The sequence below is a fragment of the Sediminibacillus halophilus genome (assembly GCF_900103695.1).
Classification (GTDB): Bacteria; Bacillota; Bacilli; order Bacillales; family Amphibacillaceae; genus Sediminibacillus; species Sediminibacillus halophilus.
This window is the reverse complement of sequence record NZ_FNHF01000006.1, coordinates 145,926-168,807: the sequence shown is the minus strand read 5'-3', so window position 1 is coordinate 168,807 and position 22,882 is coordinate 145,926. Positions and strand designations below refer to the sequence as shown.

Genomic DNA, 22,882 nt, shown 5'->3' with positions numbered 1-22,882 from the left:
AATACATTGCGGTTTCTACGGACGGCTGGTGATGGAGAAATGGTCGATGAATCGCCCGTTTTTTCTTAGCTTTCTATATAAAGAGAGAAGTCGTAAGGTAACAATAACTTTTGAATAGACTGCCAAATCTTTTGACTAATTTTGTTGAAAAGAGAAGACTTTTACTTATCTGGCTGTTGGGGTAAACGAAAAATTAGTGACGAAACAATGTTCGATAAAGAACGACAAAGATGGAGGGCATAACATGAATGAAAAAGAATTGGAAATTTTGGAGATCCTTGAAGGAAATGCTCGGACGCCGCTGGAAACCATTGCGGATATGATTGATTTGGAAAAGCAGGAAGTAGAAACGATTATCAAATCTCTGGAAGAACGAGATATCATTCTAAATTACCAGGCTGTGATCAATTGGGATCATGTTCCATCAAATGATGGTGTAACGGCCATGATTGACGTAAAAGTTGCACCAAAAAGGGAAATCGGTTTTGATGGAGTAGCTGAACGGATTTATCGCTTTCCGGAAGTGAAAGCGGTCTATCTGATGTCTGGTGCCTATGATCTGTCGGTCCAAATTGAAGGAAAAACCATGAAGGAAGTAGCTTTCTTTGTTTCAAAGAAATTGTCGACACTGGATTCCGTACTATCTACGACCACCCATTTTCTTCTGAAGAAGTATAAACACGATGGCGTCATTTTTGAACCGGAACAGAAAGATAAACGGGCAGTGGTATCGCCATGAAACAGCTTTCACCTAAAAATTACCTTTCGGAAACAGCAAGAAGCATAAAACCATCGGGAATCCGAAGATTTTTTGATTTGGCGAATGAAATGGAGGGAGTGATTTCCCTCGGTGTAGGAGAACCGGACTTTGTGACCAGCTGGAACATTTGTGAGGCAGCCTATGCTTCGATGGAAAGTGGATATACTTCCTATTCGGCGAATGCAGGGCTCTTGGAGCTCCGGCAGGAAATATCGGCTTATTTACAACAGCAGTTTCAGCTGGAATACGATGCGGAGAAAGAAATCATCGTCACCACCGGGGCTAGCCAGGCGATTGATCTTGCCTTCCGGGCACTGGTTGATCCAGGAGACGAAGTATTAATAGCAGAACCTGGTTTTGTAGCCTATGCTCCGATTGTGCAGCTGGCGGGAGGCATTCCAGTTCCGGTGCCGACTACGGCGGATAACCATTTTAAACTGACGGCAGAGCAGCTGGATAGCTATGTTAATGAAAAAACGAAGCTAGTTCTGCTTTGCTTTCCTAACAATCCTACTGGTGCTACGTTGAAAAGAGAAGAGTTGGATAAGCTGGCAGCGGTCATCCGAAGGCATGATTTATTGGTGCTTTCTGACGAAATATATGCCGAGTTGAGCTACGACCAATCCCATTGCAGTATAGCGGCACTTCCGGAAATGGCGGAGCGAACCGTGGTGATTTCCGGTTTTTCCAAAGCGTTCGCTATGACAGGCTGGCGGCTCGGATACTTAGCCGGGCCAGCGTCACTGTTGCAGGCGATGTTGAAAATCCACCAATATACGATGATGTGCGCCCCTACAATTGCCCAGCATGGTGCATTGGAGGCATTAAGGAATGGACGCGAGGACGTTGATAAAATGGTGGCCAGCTACCGCAGGCGCAGAAATTATTTTGTGAAGGCGAGTAATCGGATCGGCCTGCCTTGCCATATGCCAGGTGGAGCATTTTACGCTTTTCCGTCCATTAGGGACACGGGCTTGACGTCGGAACAGTTCGCCGAACAGTTACTGCAAGAAGAAAGAGTGGCAGTCGTTCCCGGTTCTGTATTTGGCGCAGGCGGAGAAGGGCATGTACGCTGCTCTTACGCTGCATCGATGGAGGCATTGCAAACAGCAATAGAACGAATCGGACGGTTTGTGGAAAAGCGGTTATAAAGAAGCAAGAGCCTTTGCCTAGCTGGCAAGGCTCTTTTTAGGATAGAGGGGGAACCGAAATTCTTATCCGAATAGTTATATAGGTACCAGTTAATCAACAAGAGGTATTTAGGTTTCTATTAGATTAGTAAATCTTTTCGATAATTTTTTTTACTAATTCAGGTTTATTTTCGGCGGATACTAAACGAATGCTCATTTCATGATCCTTGGGGTCGGAATAAACGATCTGTCCGCTTTGTAACAATGCTAAATAAAAAACTGATTCCGTCGTTCTATTGTCTAAATCCTTTTGCGTATAGAATGAGAAAATATATGTTCCTTTTTCATTTAATTGGGATTTAATTTTCTCTTTCTGTTGATCTCCGGGTGATTCTACTGGAACAGAATTAAGTAAATCCTTGATTTCTTTTATCTCATCCTTATCCCAAACTTTTTTATATTCGACATCTCCTATGTGTGAACTAAGTCTTTTTTCTACAAATAATTGAGTATAATTATAATCAGGAATTAAATTATCTGATTCCGCAAAAGCACATCCACTACAGAGGAGCGTCAATATTATTAAGTTAATAAGTGGTAGAATCTCTTTATTGATGTTACTCCCCTCCTGAATTGTATCCTTTAACTTTACATTTTAACTCTTTAAGGAAAACGAAACTACCATCAAAAATGATAAAATGTATTAAGCACCAGGAATAATTGCGCCAAGCCTTGTCCACATGTGCAATATAATGCCCCTTTCTGATAATAAAACATGTCTCAGGAACATTTCTTTAAAATACCGGTAAAGAATAACAAGTGTCAATCTGCAATTCCCACAGACAATGCCCCTATACCCTCATCTTGCCAGCAGTCCAAGGAATAAAGCGACCATAAAGATAATGAGAAAAAATGATCCCAGTTTGATAAAACCTCTTTTGGTCAACGCCTTATCCTTGTTGACATCCTTTCGAATCAATAGATATAACAGGGGAAATCCGATAATAAAAGAAAGAGGAAAAACCACTCTTGCATAGCTACACCCCCAAAAGGTGCAGGTTTAGTAGATTTTTGATAAAACAACCCAAGAAATAAAAACGGTACAGATCATTAAAGTAGTGAGGATGCTAACGGCCTCAGAACCAGGCAACTGGATTACATTAGTTTGTAAGAGAGTAGTCAATACAATTGAGTAAGTTAAAAAAGCAAAAAAGGAAAAAAAGATGCCCTTGTGCCGGATAAGCTTCATCCGCTCGTCTTTTTGAATGAACTGAGGAAATAAATAGCTTAAACAAAATGCCATGACAGCCATAGCAAGACATGGCAGGTTTTGCGACACTAATCCTGTATCTCCGGCTAGGATGGCGACGACAGCCAAAAAGACGAATAATATCAGGTTGACAATACCGATAACCAAAAACGCGAGCCGTGAATATTTCATCAGGGTCCTCCTTTTCGTGTAGCAACTATTCATCTAAAAAAAAGATATTTTCCACATAGGTATTGAATAACCGGGCAATCTGCAAAGCTAAAGGAAGTGAAGGGTTGTATCTGCCTTTCTCGATCGAAATGATGGTTTGTCTGGAAACACCCAGCTTTGCTGCTAAACCATCCTGGGAGATCCCATGTATTTTTCTGTATGCCGGTAGGTCATTTTTCAACGCTTCCTTCTCCTTTCGCTGTCGTATCCATTTTGTTGTAAAGGTTACTTTACGTAAAGTTTGCTTTACACTATTAGCTGAATAGAAGGGTGCATCATGTTAATGCACCCGATACATCATAAAGGCTTAAATCAATCCCTGTCTCTTCCTCCAACGCCAGCTTAGCAAGTTCGGAACCGATATATGGACCCATGGTAAGTCCAGACGCTCCTAGCCCATTCGCAGTCAACAGATTATCAACACCCGGAATAGCACCGATGACTGGCAGAAAGCCGGGGGTGAACGGCCGAAACCCTACCCTTGCTTCCAGTAGCGTACTTTCCGATAATCCCGGAGCAGTTTGCAAGCTCTTGTCGAGGATTTCCTTTACACCACCGGCAGTAACCCGAGTGTCGTATTGCTCGGTATCCTCATGTGTAGTGCCAACTACAATGCGGTTTGGATCAGAGGCAAGTAAGTAATGGCTGCTGGGCGGCATCACGACCGGCCAATCAGTGGTTTGTGTATCAGGGAGTGCCAAATGGAGAATTTGGGCTTTTTGAAACCTGACGTGGAACGGGATGCCTGCTTGGTTGAATAGTTCCCGTGCCCAGGCACCTGCTGTTACAATCACCTTATCTGCATAAAAGATTTCCTTGTCAACCCTAACGCCATACGCCCTGTTTCCTTTGACCGCGAGGGAGGCACTACCGTTTATTCTTTCGGCTCCATGTTTTGCTGCTGCACGCAATAAAGCGTTCCGCAGTAAACGGCCATCGACACGAGCGGCCCCGCTGACATGGACAGCCCCCATCTCACCTGAAAGCGGCGGGAATAAAGCTTTAGCCTGATTTGCTGAAAGTTGGCTGATTTCTCCCATCTCCGGTGCATGCTCGCTACGTTTTAGTGCTCGTTCCTCCATTGCGTCCAACTTTTTTGGATCCCGGTGAAGACTGATGGCGCCTGATTTGGTGTATCCAGTGTTTTTTTCCCCATCGGATGTTAATTCTTTTATCAATTCAGGGTAATAACGGGCACCACCTTTTGCAAGCTGATACCAGGCCTTATTTCTCCGTTGGGACAACCAGGGACAAATAATTCCAGCAGCAGCGTCTGTAGCTTGTCCGGTATCCTGTCGGTCAACGACTATTACTTCCGCTCCAGCTTTTGCGAGCCGGTAGGCGGTGGAAGCCCCGAGTATGCCGGCCCCGACTATAATGAATTTTTTCATTCTATCATCCTTACGTTTATTCTGTGTCCTTTAAAATATATCAGACAAATTCCCACTGCAAAAGAAACACGCTGGAATACCAGGCATCCATATGGTCAACAGCCAAATATCATCATAGTCCGCCATAGCTCCCCCCGGACTTATTAACTAGTTATGCTTTTAAGAGGAAAGATGGAATGCCACACTGCTGCTAACTGCCCGGAATGCCAGGGGAAAGTCCCAATACCCAAACGTTCGTTCTTTCTGTAAAATAAAGTAAATAAGAATTTTTATAGACAAAGGTTGTTAGATGGGAGAGGAGAGCTTCTTTATAGAGTAAGCAAGTCAAGTCATATCATTAGGGGGGTTATCTGAATGGAGGAAAAGTCACTGTATCAGTTAACGACAGAGTCTAAGAGTAACCCGTCCGCCTTGATAGCCATTCTCGACGCATTCGAGCCAAAAGTCAAAAAATCCCTTTATCAGACAGAAGAGAGAAACAGGGAAGATATGTACCAGGATTTACAGTTGAAAATGGTAGAAGCCGTTACCAGTTATGATATTTCCACGGTTCCCGGATTTTTCGATTTTCAAGTTCAGGTAGAGAGTAACATTGTTTGAAAAATTTAATGACAGGGAGGCGATGTTAATGAATTCTTTTGACTTTCCGCTTTGGGTCACTTTGTTGGGGAATTTCGGCTTTCCTATCGCAGTCACTGTTTATTTGTTCTTTCGATTTGAACGAAAAATTGAAAATCTGGAGACTGTGATTTACGAGCTCTCGACCAAGCTATCCCAGAAGTAGAGATGCCCATCCCGTTTTCAGGAAAACAAGAAGGGGGGATTAGTTGGTGAAAGAACGTGAAGATCCCTGTGTGTCCGAGGTAAAGAAATATATTGACGAACATCAGGAGTTCCTTAACAACACGATTGTCTCCGCCTTTTTGAAAGAGAAGGATAACTACCAGTTGTTTGTCCAGACCATTTGTTACCCTTCCAATGCAAACACGAAAAAGCTAGATGATAAATTCCGCGCCTACTACTTTAATATCAGGCTGACCACTTTTCTCTCTAATACCCTACATTTCAATGCCATAAATTATGATAAAAAATACAAAAATGTGAAAATGCGCAATCAGCTCATTCTTGACTCCCCTCTAACAGATGATTCCGAATACACGTTAAAAGACGTAATCGAAGACAAACGGCAGGAGTCCAGCCTGGAAGCAGTATTTTCCACTGGACAGGATTATACACTTGAAGATCTGGTTGTTGATGAAAGACTGTATCAGGCTATCACCAATTTGACAGAGAACCAGAAAAAGATTCTCAACTTGGCCTATGTGCACGAGCTGAGTGACACGGAAATAGCTGTCGTACTAAAAAAATCCCAACAAGCTGTGTCCAAAAGTCATAAAAAAGCGCTTAAAAGACTGCGAAGGTCTCTGAACGAGAAGGATGACCTTGTAAAATGAAAGGGAAGTGGATAGGTCTTGGTGAATCAATATAATGACTTCCCCTCTTTGGGCATCAACTCCAAAAGAATGAAATTGGAGAATTGCCAGGAGGGGAAGGTAATACTAACCTTGAAAATGGGGACGAGTTGCTATGTGCGTCTTGCACAGGAACGAGTCCTCTTCTTTTATGGCATAACAATATTTTTAACAGGGTTAGGGAATACTTCAGAGGAAAGGTTTAATTGTTTTACAAAGCGATCTTCACTGGGGTATAATCACGTCTGGACAACAATTCCGATAAACATACTGGGGGTTTCAATATGAAAAAAATAAGTGCATGGCTGGTTATCATCGGCCTGGTTGCTGTTTTGGCAGCATGTGGAGGTAATTCAGAGGGAGATTCCGGTGCCGACGAAAATAATGGCAGCTCGGACAGTGGCTCTGAGTCGTCTGCGTCCCTTTATGATCAAATCATGGAAGAAGGGGTTATTACGGTTGGAACGGAAGGTACGTATGCGCCCTTTACCTTCCATAATGATGAAGGTGAGTTAACTGGTTATGATGTAGAAATTATCCGGGAAGTGGCTGACCGGATGGGAGTCGATGTGGAATTTGAAGAAACACAATGGGACTCCATGTTTGCCGGCTTGAATGCCGAACGCTTTGACGTGATTGCCAACCAGGTCGGCATCGATGAAGAACGTAAACAAAACTATGATTTCTCCAATCCATATACGTATTCTTCTGCGGTCGTAGTCGTACCAAAGGATAACAACAGTATCACTTCTTTCGAAGACTTAGAGGGCAAGCAATCCGCACAGTCTTTAACCAGTAATTTCGGTGAAATTGCAGAGGAAAATGGTGCGGAACTTGTCAGCGTCGAAGGTCTGGCACAGTCCATCGAATTGATCAAGCAAGGCAGAGCAGATGTCACGGTGAACGATAAGCTGGCGGTACTGGATTATATCAACCAGCAAGGGGATGAGAGCATCAAAATCGCCGCGGAGCAGGGTGACGCTTCAGAATCTGCTTTCGCATTCAACAAAGGAAACGAAGAATTAGTGGAAGCTGTCAACGAACAATTGGAAGCCATGAGAGAAGACGGAACCTTAGCGGAAATCTCCAAAGAATGGTTTGGTGAAGATGTCTCTTCTCAATAATGTTTTGCTTACCATTACAGCAGATATGGGGGGCTGGGAGCTTTTTAAAAACTCCCTGCTCCCGATGATCACCGGGGGGATTAAATATACCATCCCTCTTACGCTGATTTCCTTTGCGGTAGGAATAGTGCTGGCTTTGTTGACCGCGATGATGCGTCTGTCCAATTCCCGGTTTCTAAGGGCGCCTGCCGTTGCTTATGTGTCCGCAATCAGAGGGACACCTATGCTGGTGCAGCTGTTCATCGTGTTTTATGGGATGCCTAGCTTAAATATAACGATCGACCCGTTTCCGAGTGCGATTATCGCTTTTTCTTTGAATGTAGGGGCCTATGCATCTGAAATTATCCGTGCATCTATTTTATCGATTCCAAAAGGCCAATGGGAAGCAGGCTATACAGTCGGCATGTCCCATTCTACTACCTTAAAGCGGATCATTCTTCCACAGGCGGCAAGAGTCTCCATTCCACCGCTGTCCAACACGTTTATCAGCCTGGTCAAAGATACGTCGCTAGCCTCGTTGATTCTGGTAACCGAGCTGTTTCGCCGGGCACAGGAAATTGCGGCAAGGACGTACGACTTCATGCTGATATATGTGGAAGCCGCGATTTTGTATTGGGTGATCTGTTTCTTGCTGTCACTCGTCCAGGAAGCAATCGAAAGACGACTTTCACGTTACACGGCAAGGTAGAGAGGAAGGTTGAGCAATGTATTTATCAATAAAGGGGCTATCAAAATCCTTTGGCGAGTTGGAGGTACTGAAGGATATTGAGGTAAATGTGGAAAAAGGCAAGGTATTGACGATCATGGGACCATCCGGTTCCGGGAAAACGACACTGCTTCGCTGTTTGAACGCCTTGGAGGAGCCGAGCGGCGGTGTTTTCACCTTTGAGGATGGATTCAGTCTTGATTTTGATAAGAAAGTGAGTAAACAAGACTGGCTGCGGTTAAGAAGGAAATCAGGTATGGTTTTTCAGTCATACAATTTGTTCCCGCACAAAACGGCTTTGGAAAATGTGACAGAAGGGCCGATCATTGTTCAAAAGCGTGAAAAAAAACAGGTTCAGGAGATGGCAGAACGGCTGCTTGCCAAAGTCGGCTTAAGAGATAAAATGCATTTGTATCCACACCAACTTTCCGGCGGACAGCAACAGCGGGTCGGGATTGCCCGTGCTTTAGCCATCGAACCGGAACTGATGCTGTTCGATGAACCCACTTCCGCTCTCGATCCAGAATTAATTGGAGAAGTACTGGGAGTTATAAAAGAGCTGGCCAATGAAGGCTGGACAATGGTTATTGTCACCCACGAGGTCCAATTCGCGGAACAGGTTTCCGATGAAGTACTGTTCATGGACGGTGGCTACATTATTGAACAGGGACCTCCTAAACAGGTATTGAAAGAACCGAAGGAGAAAAGAACACAGCAATTCTTACAGCGGATCCTCAACCCATAAATGTACCATCCAGTCCGTGTACGGATTGGATGTTTTTTTATACGGCTGGCTTTCGTAAGTAAAGTGAACTACAACGAACAACAGACTTCTGCTTGACTGATTGCAGGTTAAACGACACAATAAAAGATAGAACAAGTAAAAAGTTTTGTAAAGCCTAGGAAGTGATGGTAATGAACGAAAAGAAGAGAAACATAATCGAGGCTTCCATTGCGCTTTTTGCTGAAAAGGGGTTTTATGCGACCTCCGTTCAGGAAATTGTCGATAAAAGCAATTTATCCAAGGGATCTTTTTATCTCCACTTTCGCTCCAAGGACGAATTAATGCTCCGTATATTCGAATACTATTACGATTTGATGAATAGCAAAGTGGAAGAAGTCAGGCAGGAAAATCTGCCGCCAAAAGAAAGTTTTATCAAACAAATCCGCATCCAATTGGAAGAAATTATAAAACATAAAGATTTCATCATTACTCAGTTTCGAGAACAGACCATATCCCTCAATGAAGAATTATTTGAGTTTATAAGACAGAAAGATATCGAAATCAAGCGTTGGTATGAGCAAAATTTGATAAATATGTACGGGGATCGAGCAGAAGCGTATGTTGTCGACCTGGGTGTTATTGTCGAGGGGATGCTGTCGAATTATATGCAATTGAGCATCAAATACGGTGTCGAACTTGACTTCCATAAAATGGCCGTCTTCCTTGTCCGGCGTTTGGATGACATCGTCGAAGGGATTTTTGACAGTGGGGAAGAGCCGTTGATTACAAAGGAGCAACTTCTGGAATCCGCTCAACTTATGAAACTCCCGCCGGATTCTGTTAAACAGAAGATAGAAAAAGACTTAATGGAGATGCAGGAGGTCGTCAATCAATTGGATCTCGACTCTGCTAAGGCGACAGAACTCCAAGGTGTGATCGACTATTTGTCTTCAGAAATGAGAAAAGCCGAACCTAAAAAGTTTTTAATCCAGGGTTTGCTGGCAAATTTTAAAGGAGTAAGTGAATTGGATGAATTCCGGCATCGTATAGCCGAGCGCCTGCAAATACGATTGCTGTAAAGCGTTTACTAGCAAGAGGGAATAAAAAACACTGTACGGAGAGTAAGGCGTCCTCGTACAGTGTTTTCGTTTAGATAGTCCATAAATCATTTTAAGAAGTTTTTTTCCAGTACACTGCTTTGTGGGAGGTTGGGGATGGTGGAAACTGTTCCCCTTCCTCGACGTTAATTTCTGTATCGTCTTTTTGGGAAGCGTCGTCTTCATTGACAAATCCGTCTACTTTATACGTGCCTGACTCTGGTACGTTTTCTCCAGTTTTCAAACGGTTTTCAGCCATTCTCTACACCTCCATTGAAGTTTTTGAAAAGCTTGTCCTGCTTTTCATGTACACTAAACTATTTCACCATTGGAGTTGAGATAAACTTTTTTGGCTGAATGTTACGTAAATGTAATGAAGAAGAAGTTCGAATAGTCATCGTTCTGATAAGCCAAGCCACTTTTTAAGCCTCGAGCCCAGCCCCTTGGAGCTATCGTCTCCTGCTGTGGAAGCTGGAGTTTCTTCCTCCTTCTCGATAAAAATCGTTTTACGGTCTACTGCAGTCTTACTCGTTAAGATAAGCCCGATATCTGTCTCAGCCTGCTTGTTTGTAACCGCCGTATAGTGGATGTTATGCTGACGTGCCAGTTTTTTGTATTCTTTAAAGAAACGGGAACTGATTTTTCCGTTCAGCAATAACCTTGCATCCGGATTAGTTTCCATCTCAGCCGCTAATTCCTCCAGCCCTTTTTGTTGCATGACCTGAGATTTTTTTAGTGCAAGCAGAATCCTTTCCCTTAATGTACCTAAATAACGTTTTCGCTCGGAAGGTTTTGTCTGCTTTGCGCCGTACATTCCTTCTTCTAGATAATTGTCCATATTTTCTTTACTCATCATGATGCTCCTCTTCATGAATGATCCAATCCTGTCCATCTATCTATTATAAAACGGTGGAGGCTGCTTATAAAGTATGATGAAGAGGACTTTGGCAGTGTGCTCTCTTCATAGATTGTCCCAATGATGCATATAGATATCCCAAAAAGGAGGGGAAAGCAATCGACGATATTTAAAGAATTTCGACAATTCATCCTGCGGGGAAATGCTGCCGACATGGGGATCGGCATGGTTCTTGGAGCTGCATTTAGCAGTATAGTCGATTCACTGGTGACAGATGTCCTGCTGCCTCCAATCGGATTGCTGCTTTCCCAAATGAATTTTCCAACTTGTATATTGTTTTGGGGAGTGGCCGTTATGAAACATTGGCAGAAGCTAAGGCAGCAGGAGCTGCCACAATCAATTATGGACTGTTTCTAACTTCACTGATACGGTTTCTGATTATTTTTTTCGCTTTGTTTCTGGTCATAAGGCAAATGAATCGTTGGAAAAAACCGGATCAGCATCCAGGGGTGGCAATGCAGAAGAAAGAATGTGCTTACTGTCGCATGTCTATTCCAATCCAGGCAGTCCGGTGTGGGCATTGTGGATCTGATCTTATGAAAGAAGAGACAAACGATAAGACGAGGCTATGGATTCGTGTGAAATAGTCAATCAAAACGAGTGCTATTTAGACATAGCACTCGTTTTCTATCTGCTAGCTATAAATAAATTTCTTTCAAGTTTAGCTATAGGATACTTTCCCTGTAATCGGAAGGAGAAGAAAGTAAGCCTCCTGTAAGCGGGCTTGTCTTTTACTTTTTCGATTTATTTCGTTCCTGGCGTTTATTCGCTTTTTTCATTCTTTCCATTGCTTCCATGTCTTCTGAATCAGCGAGCTCATAGGAAAATTCGATCTCTTCTGTTTTCTCGATATTCTTTAGTGCTTTCCTGGCTTGTTTATTTTCGTCCATTACCTACCATCCTTTCTGAAAAGGGATCAGGAATCTTCCTCTTCCTTCATAATATGGAAGAGACAACGGCATCCTATTCATATAGCGGGTAAATAGAGAAAGGTACTAGTCGAAAGAAAAATCACCAGCATTTTTACCAATGCTGGTGATTTTCTCGAATACAGAGTTTGTGAACCGCTCATCCATCCTTGTTTACTGTTGAAAATCATCTGGATTTTTTTCTGGACTCTTTTTATTGTTGCTTTCTACTTCACGTTCAGGATCGGGATCTCTATTGGGATCCTTCCGTTTCTTTTCTTGTTCTGGTGAATTGTTTTCATGATTATCGAATAGTTTGTCTTTATCTTCAGCCATATCGAACACCTCACTTATCCATTGCTTGATTTTTTGATTTCGCCTAAAGCATCTTCGGCAGATTGTTCTTTATTAGAGACAGCTAAATCTCCTAGAGATACAACCCCTTTGATTTTTCTGTCCTCAGCAACGATCAGCCGTTTAATTTGGTGATCTTGCATGAGGCGCGAAGCTTCCTCCACTTGCATATCCGGAAGTGCTGTGATGACTTTATCGGTCATGATTTGTTCAGCCGAAACGCCATTCGATTTAAAATCCTTAGCCAGTCCTTTGCGTACAATATCACGGTCGGTCACTACGCCGACAAGCTTGTCTTCATCTACAATAGGAAGGAAACCGACATCGCGCGCTTCCATTTCCTGCGCTAATGTTTCTAAACTGTCACCAGGTTTAGCTTTTGTTACATTGTCTGTCATAACTTCGCGAACAGTTGTCATAAGCTAATCCTCCTTTTAGGTGTAGGAACTGACGTATAATAATCAATATCCTTTATCGGGCCATACAAAACATCATCTTATAAGGAAGAAATGTGTCCTCGAGGTGCATATCTTTTATAGGTAACGGGAACAGCACATAGAGAGCATTATGAAAAGGAGGATAAAATTGGCACCATTAAAAGCATTGATTTTGAATTGCTCCTTAAAAAAATCGGATGAGGCCTCGAATACCGATGCGTTGTTGAATGAATTCATTAAGATTTTTGAAGGGGAGCAGGTAGAAGCAGAACTGATTCGGGTAGTCGACTATAATATTGCTTATGGAATAGCGGAAGATATGGGAGACGGCGACGAATGGCCACAATTATTCGAGAAGATTAAGGAAGCAGATATATTATTGATGGGTACTCCTGTATGGCTTGGTGAAAAAAGCAGTGTCTCGAAAAAAGTGCTGGAACGCTTTAATGGCTCTTCTACGGTTAAAAATGAAAAAGGCCAGCCAGTGTATTATAATAAGGTGGCCGGCGCAGTGGTCACGGGGAACGAGGATGGAGCGAAAAATGCTGCAGGCGACCTTATTTTCGGATTATCGCAAATCGGTTATGCGATTCCACCCAATCCAATTGCTTATTGGGTCGGAGAAGCCGGACCAGGTCCATCGTTTATTGAAGCAGAGGGATATAAAAACGAATTCACTCAGTCAAATGTTCAAATGGCCGGCCATAATCTGATTCATCTTGCCCGCATCTTTCAACAACAGCCTATCCCGACAAAGGGAAATGCTTCTTGATAGATAACAAAAAGCAGGACGCCTTATGCAACAAGGCATCCTGCTTTTTCTATTCCACGGCATAATCCTGCCCGCTGTGTGGCAGAAAAAGCCACTTTACGGGTTGACTGGTGTGCAAGCCGGGCTTACGCTCTTGACGTATTAGTCTTCATCGACTGGATATACGCCATTTTCGTCATGAACTTCTTTTCCGGAAAGCGGCGGGTTGAACACACATACCATTCGCATATCCGTTCTGGCGCGAAGGAGGTGCTCGTCATGCTCATCCAGGGCATATAGTTCATCTTTTTTTATCGGCCATACTTTATTATCCTTCAGGGTAACGACTTCGCCTTCCCCTTCGATGCAATAAACTGCTTCCAGATGGTTTTGATACCAAATGTGTGTTTCTGTTCCTGCCTTTATTATTGTATCGTTGACAGAGTAACCCATTCCATCGTCCTTTTTAATCAGACGTCTGCTTACCCAATTGCCTCCGTCTACATCATGTTCAGTTCCTAATACGTCATTTAAAGCTACAACTTTCATTTTTGGTTTCCTCCCGGTTTCGTTGTTTGATTGATGAAGCGCTTGTATAGCAGTTTAGCGATTAATTGACAACTGGTTCTTTCACGAGGCTTTTAATGCTCTCTTCAATGATGGCAAAGCCTTTTTCCAGATTTTCTTCTTTAATATTCAATGGCGGGAAAAGCTTGAATACTTCATCTTTCGGACCGGAAGTTTCCATTATCAGGCCATTTTCAAACGCTTTTGCAGCCACTTTGTTTGCCAGACCGTCCACTTCAGAAGCAATGCCGGTCATCAATCCTCTTCCGCGCACTTCTCCTTTTAATTCAGGATACTTCTCGACCATTTTATCCAGAAAGTTCCGGACCATTTTGGCCTTGACTTGAATATTCTTTTCGAAGTCTGCATCCTCCCAATATTCCAGGGCCGCTGCAGCAGTGATAAAGGCATGGTTGTTACCTCGGAAAGTGCCGTTATGCTCGCCAGGTTCCCAAATGTCTAAGTCAGGGCGAATAAGGGTGACGGCGAATGGCAGTCCATAACCGCTCAATGACTTGGAAAGACATACAATATCCGGTTTGATGCCTGCTGGTTCGAAACTGAAGAATGTTCCGGTTCTACCCACTCCTGCTTGCACATCGTCAATAATCAGCAGGATGTCCCAGCGCTTACAAATATTTTCCACGCGTTTCAACCATTCAAAACGGGCAGTATTGATTCCGCCTTCGCCTTGAACCGTTTCCAGGATCATGGCAGCAGGGATGGCAACTCCGCTGCCTGCTTCCTCCAAGAATCGCTCAAGATAATCTAAATCATCATTGACAAAATTATCATATGGCATGGTCACCACGTTTTGCAGCGGTACACCAGCCCCTTTCCGTTTGAAGGAATTACCTGTTACGGATAGCGATCCAATGGTCATTCCGTGAAAACCATTTGTAAAGCTGATTACATCTGTACGTCCGGTAACTTTTCTTGCCAGTTTCAAGGCGCTCTCCACCGTATTTGTACCTGTCGGTCCGGGGAACATCACTTTATACTCTAAGTCGCGCGGTTTGAGAATGACATCATGGAACTTGGTCAGAAATTCAGCTTTTGCTGTAGAAGCTTTATCCAAGGAATGGGTGATTCCATCATCCATAATATAATCAATTAACTTGGCCTTCATTTTGTTGTCATTGTGGCCGTAATTCAGGGCTCCGGCTCCGGAGAAGAAGTCTAAGTATTCGTTTCCATCTTCATCCCAGATTTTTTCCCCTTTAGCTTTATTGAAAACAGTAGGGAAGCTGCGTACATAGCTTCTTACCTCAGATTCCAGTTTTTCAAAAATCGATAAATTTGTTTGGCTCATTTATAATTCCTCCTTGATTAGAATTGTGTTGCGAAATTTTGTTCAGGATGCCTGATTTACTTTTCAATCGGACCAATTCTGAAACTCAATTCCCCTTCATGGTCGTCCGTCGGAAATAGCTCTTCTGGAAACAACTCTTCTACATGGCAGCCTGTATCGTATTTCTTGGCTAGGCCGCGGAATAAGGATTGAGACGCGTCATTTGAAGGGGTGACTGTCGCTTCGACAAAGCGGACATCCCGACAGGCATCGCGACTGACCAATTCCTGGAGCAGCCTGGAAGCAACTCCTCTTCCCCGTTGGTCAGAGGAAACGCCAATCTGCCACACGAACACCACATCTTGACGCTCTGGAGGAATAAATGCGGTAACGAAGCCAACTAATTTATCGTTTTCTTTGGCTACTACGCAAGTCTCAGCAAAAAACTCACTCATCATAATATATTTATATACGGAGTTTTGATCGAGCGTCGAATTGTTTACCAATTCCCACATTGCTGCGCCGTCTTCAACAGCTGGTTTACTGAATGCCAGTTTATCAGCTGCATCCGCAGTCGCAGTTACGCTTGAACTGTTAATAGCAAGTGCCTCCTTTAATGGTTATTTTCATTTTTACAAAGCACATTAATAATCATAGGAGAGTTGGTAAATTTACTCAAATATCAATAAACTTGATTAAATGGAATAAGGAATGCTTAGTCATGCTTAGAGGCAAACAGCTAGTCAAAAACAAAAGAATGCTCTTATATTGTTAATTTTTCTAACAATTTTAATTTATCTGTTCAATTTTTCGGTTAGTTGACATCATCTCCGCGGGCAACGATTGAGATTTAACTGTGCTTATATCAAAAGGTTTAGGGGAGCAGGGGAAGGGAAAACTATCTATAAATAATTCGGTTAAAAAGGAGTGGTAAATATGCCTTGGACGATGGATGATTACCCTGCTTCATTAAAAAATTTTAAACCTGTGATTCGAAAAAAGGCGATTGATATAGCCAACGCGATGCTTGATGAGGGATATGATGAGGGAAGGGCTATTCCGATTGCGACAGATCAGGCGAAAGATTGGTATGACAATGCGTCTAAAAAAGAAATTGAGGAGTATGAGGACGAAGGGGATCCTCAATCATGTTCCAAAGAAGATGAGCAGTACGATAAGCGTCCCGAATTAATGGATGAGGGAGAACATGTCGTAGCGCATGAAAACGGCTGGGCTGTACAAGCAAAGGATGCCAAAAAGCCTTCAAAAGTTTTCGACAAAAAATCGGATGCTGTCGAACGGGCGAAAGAAATTGCTGAAAACAAAGGAACAGAGGCTGTAATCCACAAGGAAAATGGAGATGTCGAAAAGCGGCACAGCTTTTCTGAATAAAGATTCGCTGCTAATTTTCTAGTTTTTCAAAATAAAATGCAAGTTGGACGGAACACATGCATTTCAGTGAAATGGACGAAGGAAAAACCAAACGATGATTCGGAATTTAAATATTCGAATTCGTTCGGTTTTTTCTACTTTATAAGAAAGCGTTTTGTTCATTTCAAGAAATTGAAATCCGTAACTGGTCAGGAAGTATCAATAAATCCTTCTTATATTGGCCGATAGTAAGGATTCTAACCCTTCACTCCGGCAGGGTACTTCGCCTTCGGCAGGAACGGCTTCAGCTAGCGTTCCTCCTGGTGGAGACTGCTTATTTTGCCTCTGTGTGGATTGATACTCCCCCAATCTACACTGTTTCCATCTGATATCCTCACTACTTGTTATCTAGACACAAATCGGTTGTCTTGAATCCAGAAACGCCACGGATAGAACTTTGCTTCTCCTGTATTGTCGATACCTATTCTCGGTCCTGCTTTCGTGACAAACTTGTCTGTATCCGGGCCGGGGGCAATCCATAATGAAGGCTGATCCAACCGATGACCATAATCCTCCATTGAAATTCCCAAGGCTTTGCAAAGCTTTCCTGGTCCATTGGTAAGTTGGCGTTCGTTTTTGGCTTTTGGCCGCCGGGATCGGATCAGGGACAGGCCGGAATACGGTTCGACAGCCCGGATCAAAACGGCTTCCGGGACATCGACTCCTCCGCTGACAACATTCATAAGACAGTGCGTATGCATCACATATGTATAAGCACTACCAGCGGTACCGAACATGATTTCCGTACGTTTTGTGCGCCGGCTTTTGAAACTGTGTGCCGCTTGATCAAATGGGCCTTTGTAAGCTTCTGTTTCTACAATGATTCCAGACGCCGTGCCTTCGGGTGTTTCTTTCACTAAAAGACAGCCTAATAAGGCGGGGGCAAGCTGCAGGGTTGGCTGATTGTAAAAATCGAGAGGCAATGGAGAAAAGATTTCCTGTTCCGTTCTCATTTATTAAAACTCCTAACTAGGTGGGATTCATCTTGGTAAAGTCTCTAATTGCATGATACACAGTACTTCAGTATGGGGCAACAGCCTGGATCTATAAACAGGGAGGGGCCAAAATAAACGCGGAAGCTTTGCGCAACGCAGACTAGTCTAGATCGAACCTGGGAGTAGTGGTCTTTTCCACACGGCGATTTGCTAATGGTCATCAAAGGGAAATCTGAAGCTGCAATACATCCCGTCACAACAAGCACCTTAATACCTCAAAAAAAAACCGCCCAAAAAATGGGCGGCAAGCAATGTGGAATGGATTAGATATTGATTGTTAATTATGCTTTAACAGGTACAGACAAACCAAGACCTTCAGCTACACGAGTACCGTACTCAGGGTCAGCTTTGAAGAAATGCTCGATTTGGCGCAGCTTGATTTCATCTTTTTCAACAGGCTTCATGCCTTCGACGATATTATTTACAAGACGGGTACGCTCGTCTTCACTCATTAAGCGGTATAAGTCACCTGCTTGTGTATAATGATCGTTATGATCGTAAGCTACGCTGTCTGCCATCCCGGTAACTTCATAAGCTGAAGGTTTGGTTTCAGGCGCTTCTTGCGGTCCGCCATAGCTGTTTGGCTCGTAGTTAAGAGAACCGCCGCCGTTTCCGTCAAAGCGCATTTGGCCGTCGCGCTGATAGTTGTTTACTTCAGCGTGGGAACGGTTGATCGGTAACGCCTGATGGTTGGCGCCGACACGATAACGATGAGCGTCCGCGTAGGCAAACAGACGGCCTTGCAGCATTTTATCAGGGGATGGTTCAATACCAGGTACTAATGTTCCTGGAGAGAACGTTGCCTGTTCCACCTCTGCAAAGTAATTTTCTGGATTTTTATTCAATACCATTTTTCCAAGTTCGATTAATGGATAGTCTTTGTGAGACCATACCTTTGTCACATCGAAAGGATCGAAACGATAGGTGTTGGCATCTTCGATTGGCATGATTTGAACGTAGACAGTCCATTCAGGGAAGTCTCCGTTATCGATTGCATTATATAAATCCTCGATATGGTAATCAGGGTTTTCCCCGGCTAATTTTGCAGCAAGGTCAGTATCCAGGTTTTTAATGCCTTGATTTGTCTTAAAGTGATATTTTACCCAAACAGATTCGCCTTCAGCATTCGTCCATTTGAAGGTATGGCTTCCGAAACCATCCATATGGCGATATGTGGCTGGAATTCCACGGTCAGAATGCAAAATGGTTACCTGATGCAGTGATTCTGGAGACAAGGACCAGAAATCCCATACAGCATTCGGATCTTTCAAGTGTGTTGCCGGATTGCGTTTTTGTGTATGGATGAAGTCCGGGAACTTAATCGCATCGCGGATGAAAAAGACTGGGGTATTGTTACCCACTAAATCATAATTGCCTTCTTCTGTATAAAATTTGACTGCAAAGCCCCGTGGATCACGAACCGTATCAGCCGATCCCAATTCACCGGCAACCGTAGAGAAGCGGATGAACATTGGGGTTTTTTTGCCTACTTCTTGTAAGAAAGCAGCTTTTGTATATTTAGATAGGTCGTTGGTTACTTCAAAGTAGCCATGAGCTCCGGCACCTTTTGCGTGAACGACACGTTCCGGCACTCTTTCTCGGTTGAAGTGAGCCAGCTTTTCAAGCAGGTGTACATCTTGAATCAGCGTTGGACCGCGGTGACCGGCAGTCATGGAGTTCTGGTTGTCTCCGACTGGAGCTCCAGCAGCATTCGTTAAGTATCTTTTTTCATTTACCATCTATTTAACACCTCTCCTTAGCTTAGTACAACTATAATTATAATATAAATCTACTAAAAATCAATGTTTAATTATAATAATTTTAATTAATCAATCATTCTAATTAATAGATGATACGTTTCATAAGCGGTTTCTATGCATAATCTATGGAAAATTATCGATTGAGGAAACCTGTTGATAAAAGAGATGGGAAAAGTTGCAGGAGTGTAAGGCAAAAAAAAGACTGTCAACGGACAGTCTTAGAAGAAGATCAAGGTACCCAAGGGGATGAAACAATTATTATATTGGGGGGTAACAAAAGCCATCACGTTAAAAAGAGTACCTTTTTCTTCTGTAAAAGTAAGCATAGGAAAGTGTATTACCTCTTTATTATAGATGATAATGAGAATCATTTGCAATAAAGATGCGTAAATTATTTTCCCTTGCGGTCAAAATAGTCTTTTTGTACTAAAAAAAGCAGGGCCCGTTCAATGACGCCCTGCTCTTTTTTCTTGCGAGTTCTTGTGGGAACCCGAGCTTTGTATTTACAGCGATTGATAGATAATTTTATTTAAAAAATGAGCGGATGGATTGGAAGATCTCAATCCCCTGATAGGTGAAAAGGCATATAGCGGAAAATGAAAAAGCCCCGATTAATAAAAAGCGCACCAATGCAAACATCACTGTTCAACCTCCTTTATTTAAAGGGTTCTGAGGTCGAAACGATGGTTGCGGAGATAGGAAGATTGATAAAAGACGGTTACATAATGTGGATACCACTGCTTAATGGCTGTGCGTTTCCAGATGGCAGGGTGAACCGCTCCGAATGCGACTGTAAGAAAAGCAAAGAGCGAGAGGTTGATAATTTTGGTATCCTTAGGGGCTGTTTCGTTAACTGGAACGATGTGGCCATCGAGCATGAAGATACTGGTTTCATCAATAAACCCTTTAGATGGATGGATGTTAGTTTGAGGAGAAAGGGAGATAGACAGGGTAGATAAAAAGATTACTAGAATGGTGGTGACTTGTATTCTTTTCATCATTTTCCTCACCTCCTTCTGGGTAGTATGTAAAAACAAATAATAATACATGAAATGGCAAATGTAAATAAAAAGCATTCGCCAAGAAAACACCACTAGTTTGCAGATAAAGCTCGAAGGGTATCAAAGAAAATCAGTTTGTGTTTTAAAGGGGCAATTGTTTTGCTATCGATAATTATCTTCTTTGTTACAGCGATTATATCCGTCTTCTCAGCCATTAAACTATCGACCTATGCCGACATGATCAGTAAGCAAACCAGACTTGGCGGTATGCTTGCAGGTACATTGCTGTTGGCAGTAGCGACGTCGCTTCCGGAACTTACGGCTACTGTTTCTGCCGCTGTGATCGGCAACGCTGATATTGCGATAGGTAACGGGCTGGGAAGTATTATTTTCAATTTCCTGGTATTGTTTTTGCTCGATCTTTATTTTCGTAAGCAACGATTATTTTTACGCGTGTCAGATAATCACTTCCATACCGGGCTGCTTTCCTTGGGGTTAGTGGTGATTGCTGGTCTGTCGATATATTTCCAGCTTGATCAGTCTTCTTTCGGAATAGGGTTGACCAGCTGGATTATCGTAGCTGTTTACTTCATAGGTCTCAGTCTTATTTCACTGAAACAGCGGAAAGATAAAAAGAAAGAGGCGGATGTTCCGGAAAGTGAAAGCTCGATGTCCTTAGGAAAAATAGCAGCTTTATTTATTTTCTATGCTGGCATCATTTTTTTCTCCGGAAGTGGGTTAAGTATCTCCGGTGATTGGATGGCTAGTACCACAGGGATTTCCGCGACGGTTGTCGGCAGCTTGCTGATTGCCATAGCGACATCGCTGCCTGACGCTGTCGGTGTTTATGTGGCGTTACGGAAGGCAAACATCAATTTGGCGATTGGAGCGATACTTGGTAGTAACTTATTTAATATCTTTGTAGTTACGGTATCGGATGGTTTTTATCGGAGTGGAAGCATTTGGATATCCGGAGATTCAATGAATATCTGGACAGCGTTTGTCGGCTGTCTGCTCACTTTTGCCGTATTACTGTTATTGAAACGGGATAAAACAAAAAATGCTTTCACTTATTCGTTGCCCTCTCTTCTCGCGATTTTCAGTTATATCCTTTTTACCGTTATTATTCTATAGTAAAAGTAATTCGTAAAAAGGAAGTGAAGGGATGATTGTCCATTTGGATCACACCGATCCGGGAACAGCAGCGAAGCTGTTAAAGGTGCAAATACCTGCTTATCGGATGGAAGCAGAGCTTATAAAGTTCGATGGGATTCCTCCATTACACGATACAGTAAGAACCATCCAAGGCAGCAGGGAGTCGTTTTTGGGCCATCTTGAAAATGAACGACTGCTTGGTGCTCTTGCATATGAGCAAACAAATGACCATTATGTTTTGTCCAGGTTGTTCGTTGGACCGGCGTATTTTCGTCAGGGAGTTGCTTCATCCCTCCTGCAATTTTTCCTGAACCACGTAGTACGGGAGTCAAAACCTGTCACAGTTACTACCGGTACAGCCAACCTGCCTGCAATTAGCTTTTATGAAAAATGGGGGTTCACCAAAATCAAGGAAATAACCGTTGAACAGGGAATTTCACTGACCATGCTGCAGACCATCCATTAAAGGGATACCAGCCTGTTTTTCGTCTATGGAGTATATCTGCTTTCGATCATTGAATAGGATAGAGGAGAACAATGATCAGAGGTGAAGCGGATGATTTCCTGGTTTACGCTGGGTCTTTTAGGTTTGGCAGCATTCCGATTAACAAGGTTGCTTGTCTATGATGACATCGCTCGATTTATCCGGGCTCCTTTCCATGAGGAAAAGGAAGAAACGTTGGCAGATGGTACGACCGAAGTGGTTCTATACATTAAAGGAAGAGGGCTCCGCAGGTTTATCGGAGAGCTGTTGAGCTGTCAATGGTGTACGGGCATCTGGTCATCGGCCTGTTTGTATGCTGGATATGTATTGTGGCCGGTTTTGTTTCTGCCGGTTATCATCATTCTGGCTGTAGCTGCAATTTCTTCGATGCTTGAAGTGCTGGTCAGCTTTTTTCTAAGCCGGACGGAGTAGTAACACGAAGAAGCCCTAGCATCGTTATCAGCTAGGGCTTCTTCCATTCTATGGTTTTATCTTTTATTTGCTACTTTTCGGATGCTTTTACCGCACCCGCATCCTTTTCCGCTTGCAGCTCGCATTCTTCTGGATCGTGACTTCCTTCTATTTGTTTTCTTCCGTTCGATTTGTTCGGTCATGAGTGACTACTCCTTCCTTTTTCATTATCCAGAGAAATGAAAAGTTTCAAAGTCTCTTACAATTCTCCGTGGCTTTCTTTTTGGAAAAAAGATGGCCTTAACTAATTTATATGCTGCTTTCTTGTTTCGGGAAGGGCGCAGCAAAAAATTTTGGAAGCGTAAAACAGAAGGTCTTTATTATCGTTGGATTTTCTTGGCTCCGTAATTTTTACATCCGCATCCGCCCGTTTTTTTGGCGACATAATTTCCGGAAGCAACCTGTTGAGCTGGTACTGCCTTGACCCCTTTTTTTCCATTTAGGTATTCGATTTTCATGGTATCCACTCCTTGCTTG

The 22,882-nt window shown here is 43.0% G+C and carries 30 protein-coding genes and 1 pseudogene; 15 read left to right on the top strand and 16 right to left on the bottom strand.

What is annotated here, in order from left to right; translation table 11 throughout:
- The first annotated feature begins 244 nt into the window (after positions 1-244).
- Together BLR82_RS17570 and BLR82_RS17565 are read left to right on the top strand one after the other, a co-directional pair.
- Positions 245-739 carry an Lrp/AsnC family transcriptional regulator gene (locus BLR82_RS17570; RefSeq protein WP_074600750.1) on the top strand — a complete coding sequence of 165 codons (495 nt, stop codon included), beginning with the start codon at positions 245-247 and terminating at the stop codon, positions 737-739.
- The gene (locus BLR82_RS17565; RefSeq protein WP_074600749.1) at positions 736-1,911 is read left to right on the top strand and encodes an aminotransferase; all 1,176 of its coding nucleotides are present in this window, start codon (positions 736-738) and stop codon (positions 1,909-1,911) included. Before BLR82_RS17570 ends, BLR82_RS17565 begins: the two co-directional genes overlap by 4 nt.
- A 124-nt stretch (positions 1,912-2,035) precedes the next feature.
- Here BLR82_RS17565 and BLR82_RS17560 read toward each other — a convergent pair whose 3' ends face one another.
- From BLR82_RS17560 to BLR82_RS17545, 4 genes are all read right to left on the bottom strand, one after another.
- Entirely contained in the window at positions 2,036-2,467 is a 432-nt protein-coding gene (locus BLR82_RS17560) for a hypothetical protein (RefSeq protein WP_074600748.1), read from the bottom strand.
- A 483-nt stretch (positions 2,468-2,950) separates the two neighbouring features.
- On the bottom strand, positions 2,951-3,331 hold the full coding sequence (locus BLR82_RS17555; RefSeq protein WP_074600747.1) for a hypothetical protein: 381 nt from the start codon (positions 3,329-3,331) through the stop codon (positions 2,951-2,953).
- Between the two features lie 25 nt (positions 3,332-3,356).
- Entirely contained in the window at positions 3,357-3,551 is a 195-nt protein-coding gene (locus tag BLR82_RS17550; protein ID WP_074600746.1) for a helix-turn-helix transcriptional regulator, read from the bottom strand.
- A gap of 94 nt (positions 3,552-3,645) precedes the next feature.
- Complete coding sequence (locus tag BLR82_RS17545; RefSeq protein WP_074600745.1) at positions 3,646-4,761, bottom strand: NAD(P)/FAD-dependent oxidoreductase; 1,116 nt, start codon at positions 4,759-4,761, stop codon at positions 3,646-3,648.
- Between the two features lie 354 nt (positions 4,762-5,115).
- Between BLR82_RS17545 and BLR82_RS17540 the strand changes: the two genes are divergently transcribed.
- The 7 genes from BLR82_RS17540 to BLR82_RS17510 all read left to right on the top strand — a co-directional run bounded on the left by BLR82_RS17540 (position 5,116) and on the right by BLR82_RS17510 (position 9,866).
- Positions 5,116-5,361, top strand: coding sequence for a helix-turn-helix domain-containing protein (locus tag BLR82_RS17540; RefSeq protein ID WP_074600744.1), 246 nt, complete (start codon positions 5,116-5,118; stop codon positions 5,359-5,361).
- Between the two features lie 28 nt (positions 5,362-5,389).
- A complete protein-coding gene (locus BLR82_RS17535) occupies positions 5,390-5,545 on the top strand; it encodes a YvrJ family protein (RefSeq protein ID WP_074600743.1) in 156 nt (51 codons plus the stop codon).
- Between the two features lie 46 nt (positions 5,546-5,591).
- Positions 5,592-6,215: a sigma-70 family RNA polymerase sigma factor gene (locus BLR82_RS17530; RefSeq protein WP_074600814.1), complete on the top strand. Its 624-nt coding sequence runs from the start codon at positions 5,592-5,594 to the stop codon at positions 6,213-6,215.
- 302 nt (positions 6,216-6,517) lie between these two features.
- Positions 6,518-7,357 (top strand): amino acid ABC transporter substrate-binding protein, encoded by an 840-nt coding sequence (locus tag BLR82_RS17525; RefSeq protein ID WP_074600742.1) that lies wholly within the window; start codon positions 6,518-6,520, stop codon positions 7,355-7,357.
- On the top strand, positions 7,341-8,045 hold the full coding sequence (locus BLR82_RS17520; RefSeq protein WP_074600741.1) for an amino acid ABC transporter permease: 705 nt from the start codon (positions 7,341-7,343) through the stop codon (positions 8,043-8,045). The genes BLR82_RS17525 and BLR82_RS17520 overlap by 17 nt, the downstream gene beginning before the upstream one ends.
- A gap of 16 nt (positions 8,046-8,061) precedes the next feature.
- Positions 8,062-8,808, top strand: a complete 747-nt coding sequence (locus BLR82_RS17515) for an amino acid ABC transporter ATP-binding protein (protein WP_074600740.1) — start codon at positions 8,062-8,064, stop codon at positions 8,806-8,808.
- 170 nt (positions 8,809-8,978) lie between these two features.
- The gene (locus BLR82_RS17510) at positions 8,979-9,866 is read left to right on the top strand and encodes a TetR/AcrR family transcriptional regulator (protein ID WP_074600739.1); all 888 of its coding nucleotides are present in this window, start codon (positions 8,979-8,981) and stop codon (positions 9,864-9,866) included.
- Between the two features lie 91 nt (positions 9,867-9,957).
- On the opposite strand, the gene BLR82_RS17505 is transcribed toward BLR82_RS17510, so the two are convergent.
- Both BLR82_RS17505 and BLR82_RS17500 read right to left on the bottom strand, forming a co-directional pair.
- Positions 9,958-10,143, bottom strand: coding sequence for a YjzC family protein (locus BLR82_RS17505; RefSeq protein WP_074600738.1), 186 nt, complete (start codon positions 10,141-10,143; stop codon positions 9,958-9,960).
- 135 nt (positions 10,144-10,278) lie between these two features.
- Positions 10,279-10,737: a YueI family protein gene (locus BLR82_RS17500; RefSeq protein ID WP_074600813.1), complete on the bottom strand. Its 459-nt coding sequence runs from the start codon at positions 10,735-10,737 to the stop codon at positions 10,279-10,281.
- A 123-nt stretch (positions 10,738-10,860) separates the two neighbouring features.
- Here BLR82_RS17500 and mscL point away from each other — a divergent pair.
- A pseudogene (gene mscL / locus BLR82_RS17495) lies at positions 10,861-11,387 on the top strand (large conductance mechanosensitive channel protein MscL).
- Between the two features lie 144 nt (positions 11,388-11,531).
- Here the strand turns inward: mscL and BLR82_RS20650 are convergent.
- The 3 genes from BLR82_RS20650 to BLR82_RS17485 form a co-directional block, all read right to left on the bottom strand.
- Positions 11,532-11,690, bottom strand: coding sequence for a YfhD family protein (locus BLR82_RS20650; RefSeq protein WP_083334922.1), 159 nt, complete (start codon positions 11,688-11,690; stop codon positions 11,532-11,534).
- A gap of 192 nt (positions 11,691-11,882) precedes the next feature.
- Positions 11,883-12,044: a hypothetical protein gene (locus tag BLR82_RS21180; RefSeq protein WP_175486847.1), complete on the bottom strand. Its 162-nt coding sequence runs from the start codon at positions 12,042-12,044 to the stop codon at positions 11,883-11,885.
- Between the two features lie 14 nt (positions 12,045-12,058).
- Positions 12,059-12,481: a CBS domain-containing protein gene (locus BLR82_RS17485; protein WP_074600737.1), complete on the bottom strand. Its 423-nt coding sequence runs from the start codon at positions 12,479-12,481 to the stop codon at positions 12,059-12,061.
- A gap of 166 nt (positions 12,482-12,647) precedes the next feature.
- On the opposite strand from BLR82_RS17485, the gene BLR82_RS17480 reads away from it, so the two are divergent.
- Positions 12,648-13,271 (top strand): flavodoxin family protein, encoded by a 624-nt coding sequence (locus BLR82_RS17480; protein WP_281242233.1) that lies wholly within the window; start codon positions 12,648-12,650, stop codon positions 13,269-13,271.
- Positions 13,272-13,412: 141 nt separating this feature from the next.
- Here the strand turns inward: BLR82_RS17480 and BLR82_RS17475 are convergent, their stop codons facing one another.
- The 3 genes from BLR82_RS17475 to ectA form a co-directional block, all read right to left on the bottom strand.
- The gene (locus BLR82_RS17475; protein ID WP_026571490.1) at positions 13,413-13,799 is read right to left on the bottom strand and encodes an ectoine synthase; all 387 of its coding nucleotides are present in this window, start codon (positions 13,797-13,799) and stop codon (positions 13,413-13,415) included.
- A 61-nt stretch (positions 13,800-13,860) separates the two neighbouring features.
- On the bottom strand, positions 13,861-15,129 hold the full coding sequence (ectB, locus tag BLR82_RS17470; protein WP_074600735.1) for a diaminobutyrate--2-oxoglutarate transaminase: 1,269 nt from the start codon (positions 15,127-15,129) through the stop codon (positions 13,861-13,863).
- 56 nt (positions 15,130-15,185) lie between these two features.
- Positions 15,186-15,662: a diaminobutyrate acetyltransferase gene (gene ectA / locus BLR82_RS17465; protein WP_281242235.1), complete on the bottom strand. Its 477-nt coding sequence runs from the start codon at positions 15,660-15,662 to the stop codon at positions 15,186-15,188.
- Between the two features lie 382 nt (positions 15,663-16,044).
- Here ectA and BLR82_RS17460 point away from each other — a divergent pair, with 382 nt between their 5' ends.
- Entirely contained in the window at positions 16,045-16,500 is a 456-nt protein-coding gene (locus BLR82_RS17460; protein ID WP_074600733.1) for a DUF2188 domain-containing protein, read from the top strand.
- A gap of 383 nt (positions 16,501-16,883) precedes the next feature.
- Here the strand turns inward: BLR82_RS17460 and BLR82_RS17455 are convergent, their stop codons facing one another.
- The 3 genes from BLR82_RS17455 to BLR82_RS17440 all read right to left on the bottom strand — a co-directional run bounded on the left by BLR82_RS17455 (position 16,884) and on the right by BLR82_RS17440 (position 20,295).
- Positions 16,884-17,492 carry a DNA-3-methyladenine glycosylase gene (locus BLR82_RS17455; protein ID WP_074600732.1) on the bottom strand — a complete coding sequence of 203 codons (609 nt, stop codon included), beginning with the start codon at positions 17,490-17,492 and terminating at the stop codon, positions 16,884-16,886.
- 323 nt (positions 17,493-17,815) lie between these two features.
- A complete protein-coding gene (gene katA, locus BLR82_RS17450) occupies positions 17,816-19,273 on the bottom strand; it encodes a catalase KatA (protein WP_074600731.1) in 1,458 nt (485 codons plus the stop codon).
- 680 nt (positions 19,274-19,953) lie between these two features.
- Positions 19,954-20,295: a hypothetical protein gene (locus tag BLR82_RS17440; RefSeq protein WP_074600729.1), complete on the bottom strand. Its 342-nt coding sequence runs from the start codon at positions 20,293-20,295 to the stop codon at positions 19,954-19,956.
- Between the two features lie 159 nt (positions 20,296-20,454).
- Here BLR82_RS17440 and BLR82_RS17435 point away from each other — a divergent pair, with 159 nt between their 5' ends.
- The 3 genes from BLR82_RS17435 to BLR82_RS17425 all read left to right on the top strand — a co-directional run bounded on the left by BLR82_RS17435 (position 20,455) and on the right by BLR82_RS17425 (position 22,366).
- A complete protein-coding gene (locus tag BLR82_RS17435; protein WP_175486846.1) occupies positions 20,455-21,429 on the top strand; it encodes a sodium:calcium antiporter in 975 nt (324 codons plus the stop codon).
- A 31-nt stretch (positions 21,430-21,460) separates the two neighbouring features.
- Positions 21,461-21,916, top strand: coding sequence for a GNAT family N-acetyltransferase (locus BLR82_RS17430; protein ID WP_074600728.1), 456 nt, complete (start codon positions 21,461-21,463; stop codon positions 21,914-21,916).
- A 90-nt stretch (positions 21,917-22,006) separates the two neighbouring features.
- Complete coding sequence (locus BLR82_RS17425) at positions 22,007-22,366, top strand: DUF1360 domain-containing protein (RefSeq protein WP_074600811.1); 360 nt, start codon at positions 22,007-22,009, stop codon at positions 22,364-22,366.
- 359 nt (positions 22,367-22,725) lie between these two features.
- On the opposite strand, the gene BLR82_RS21175 is transcribed toward BLR82_RS17425, so the two are convergent.
- Entirely contained in the window at positions 22,726-22,863 is a 138-nt protein-coding gene (locus tag BLR82_RS21175) for a hypothetical protein (RefSeq protein ID WP_175486845.1), read from the bottom strand.
- Positions 22,864-22,882 lie beyond the last annotated feature (19 nt).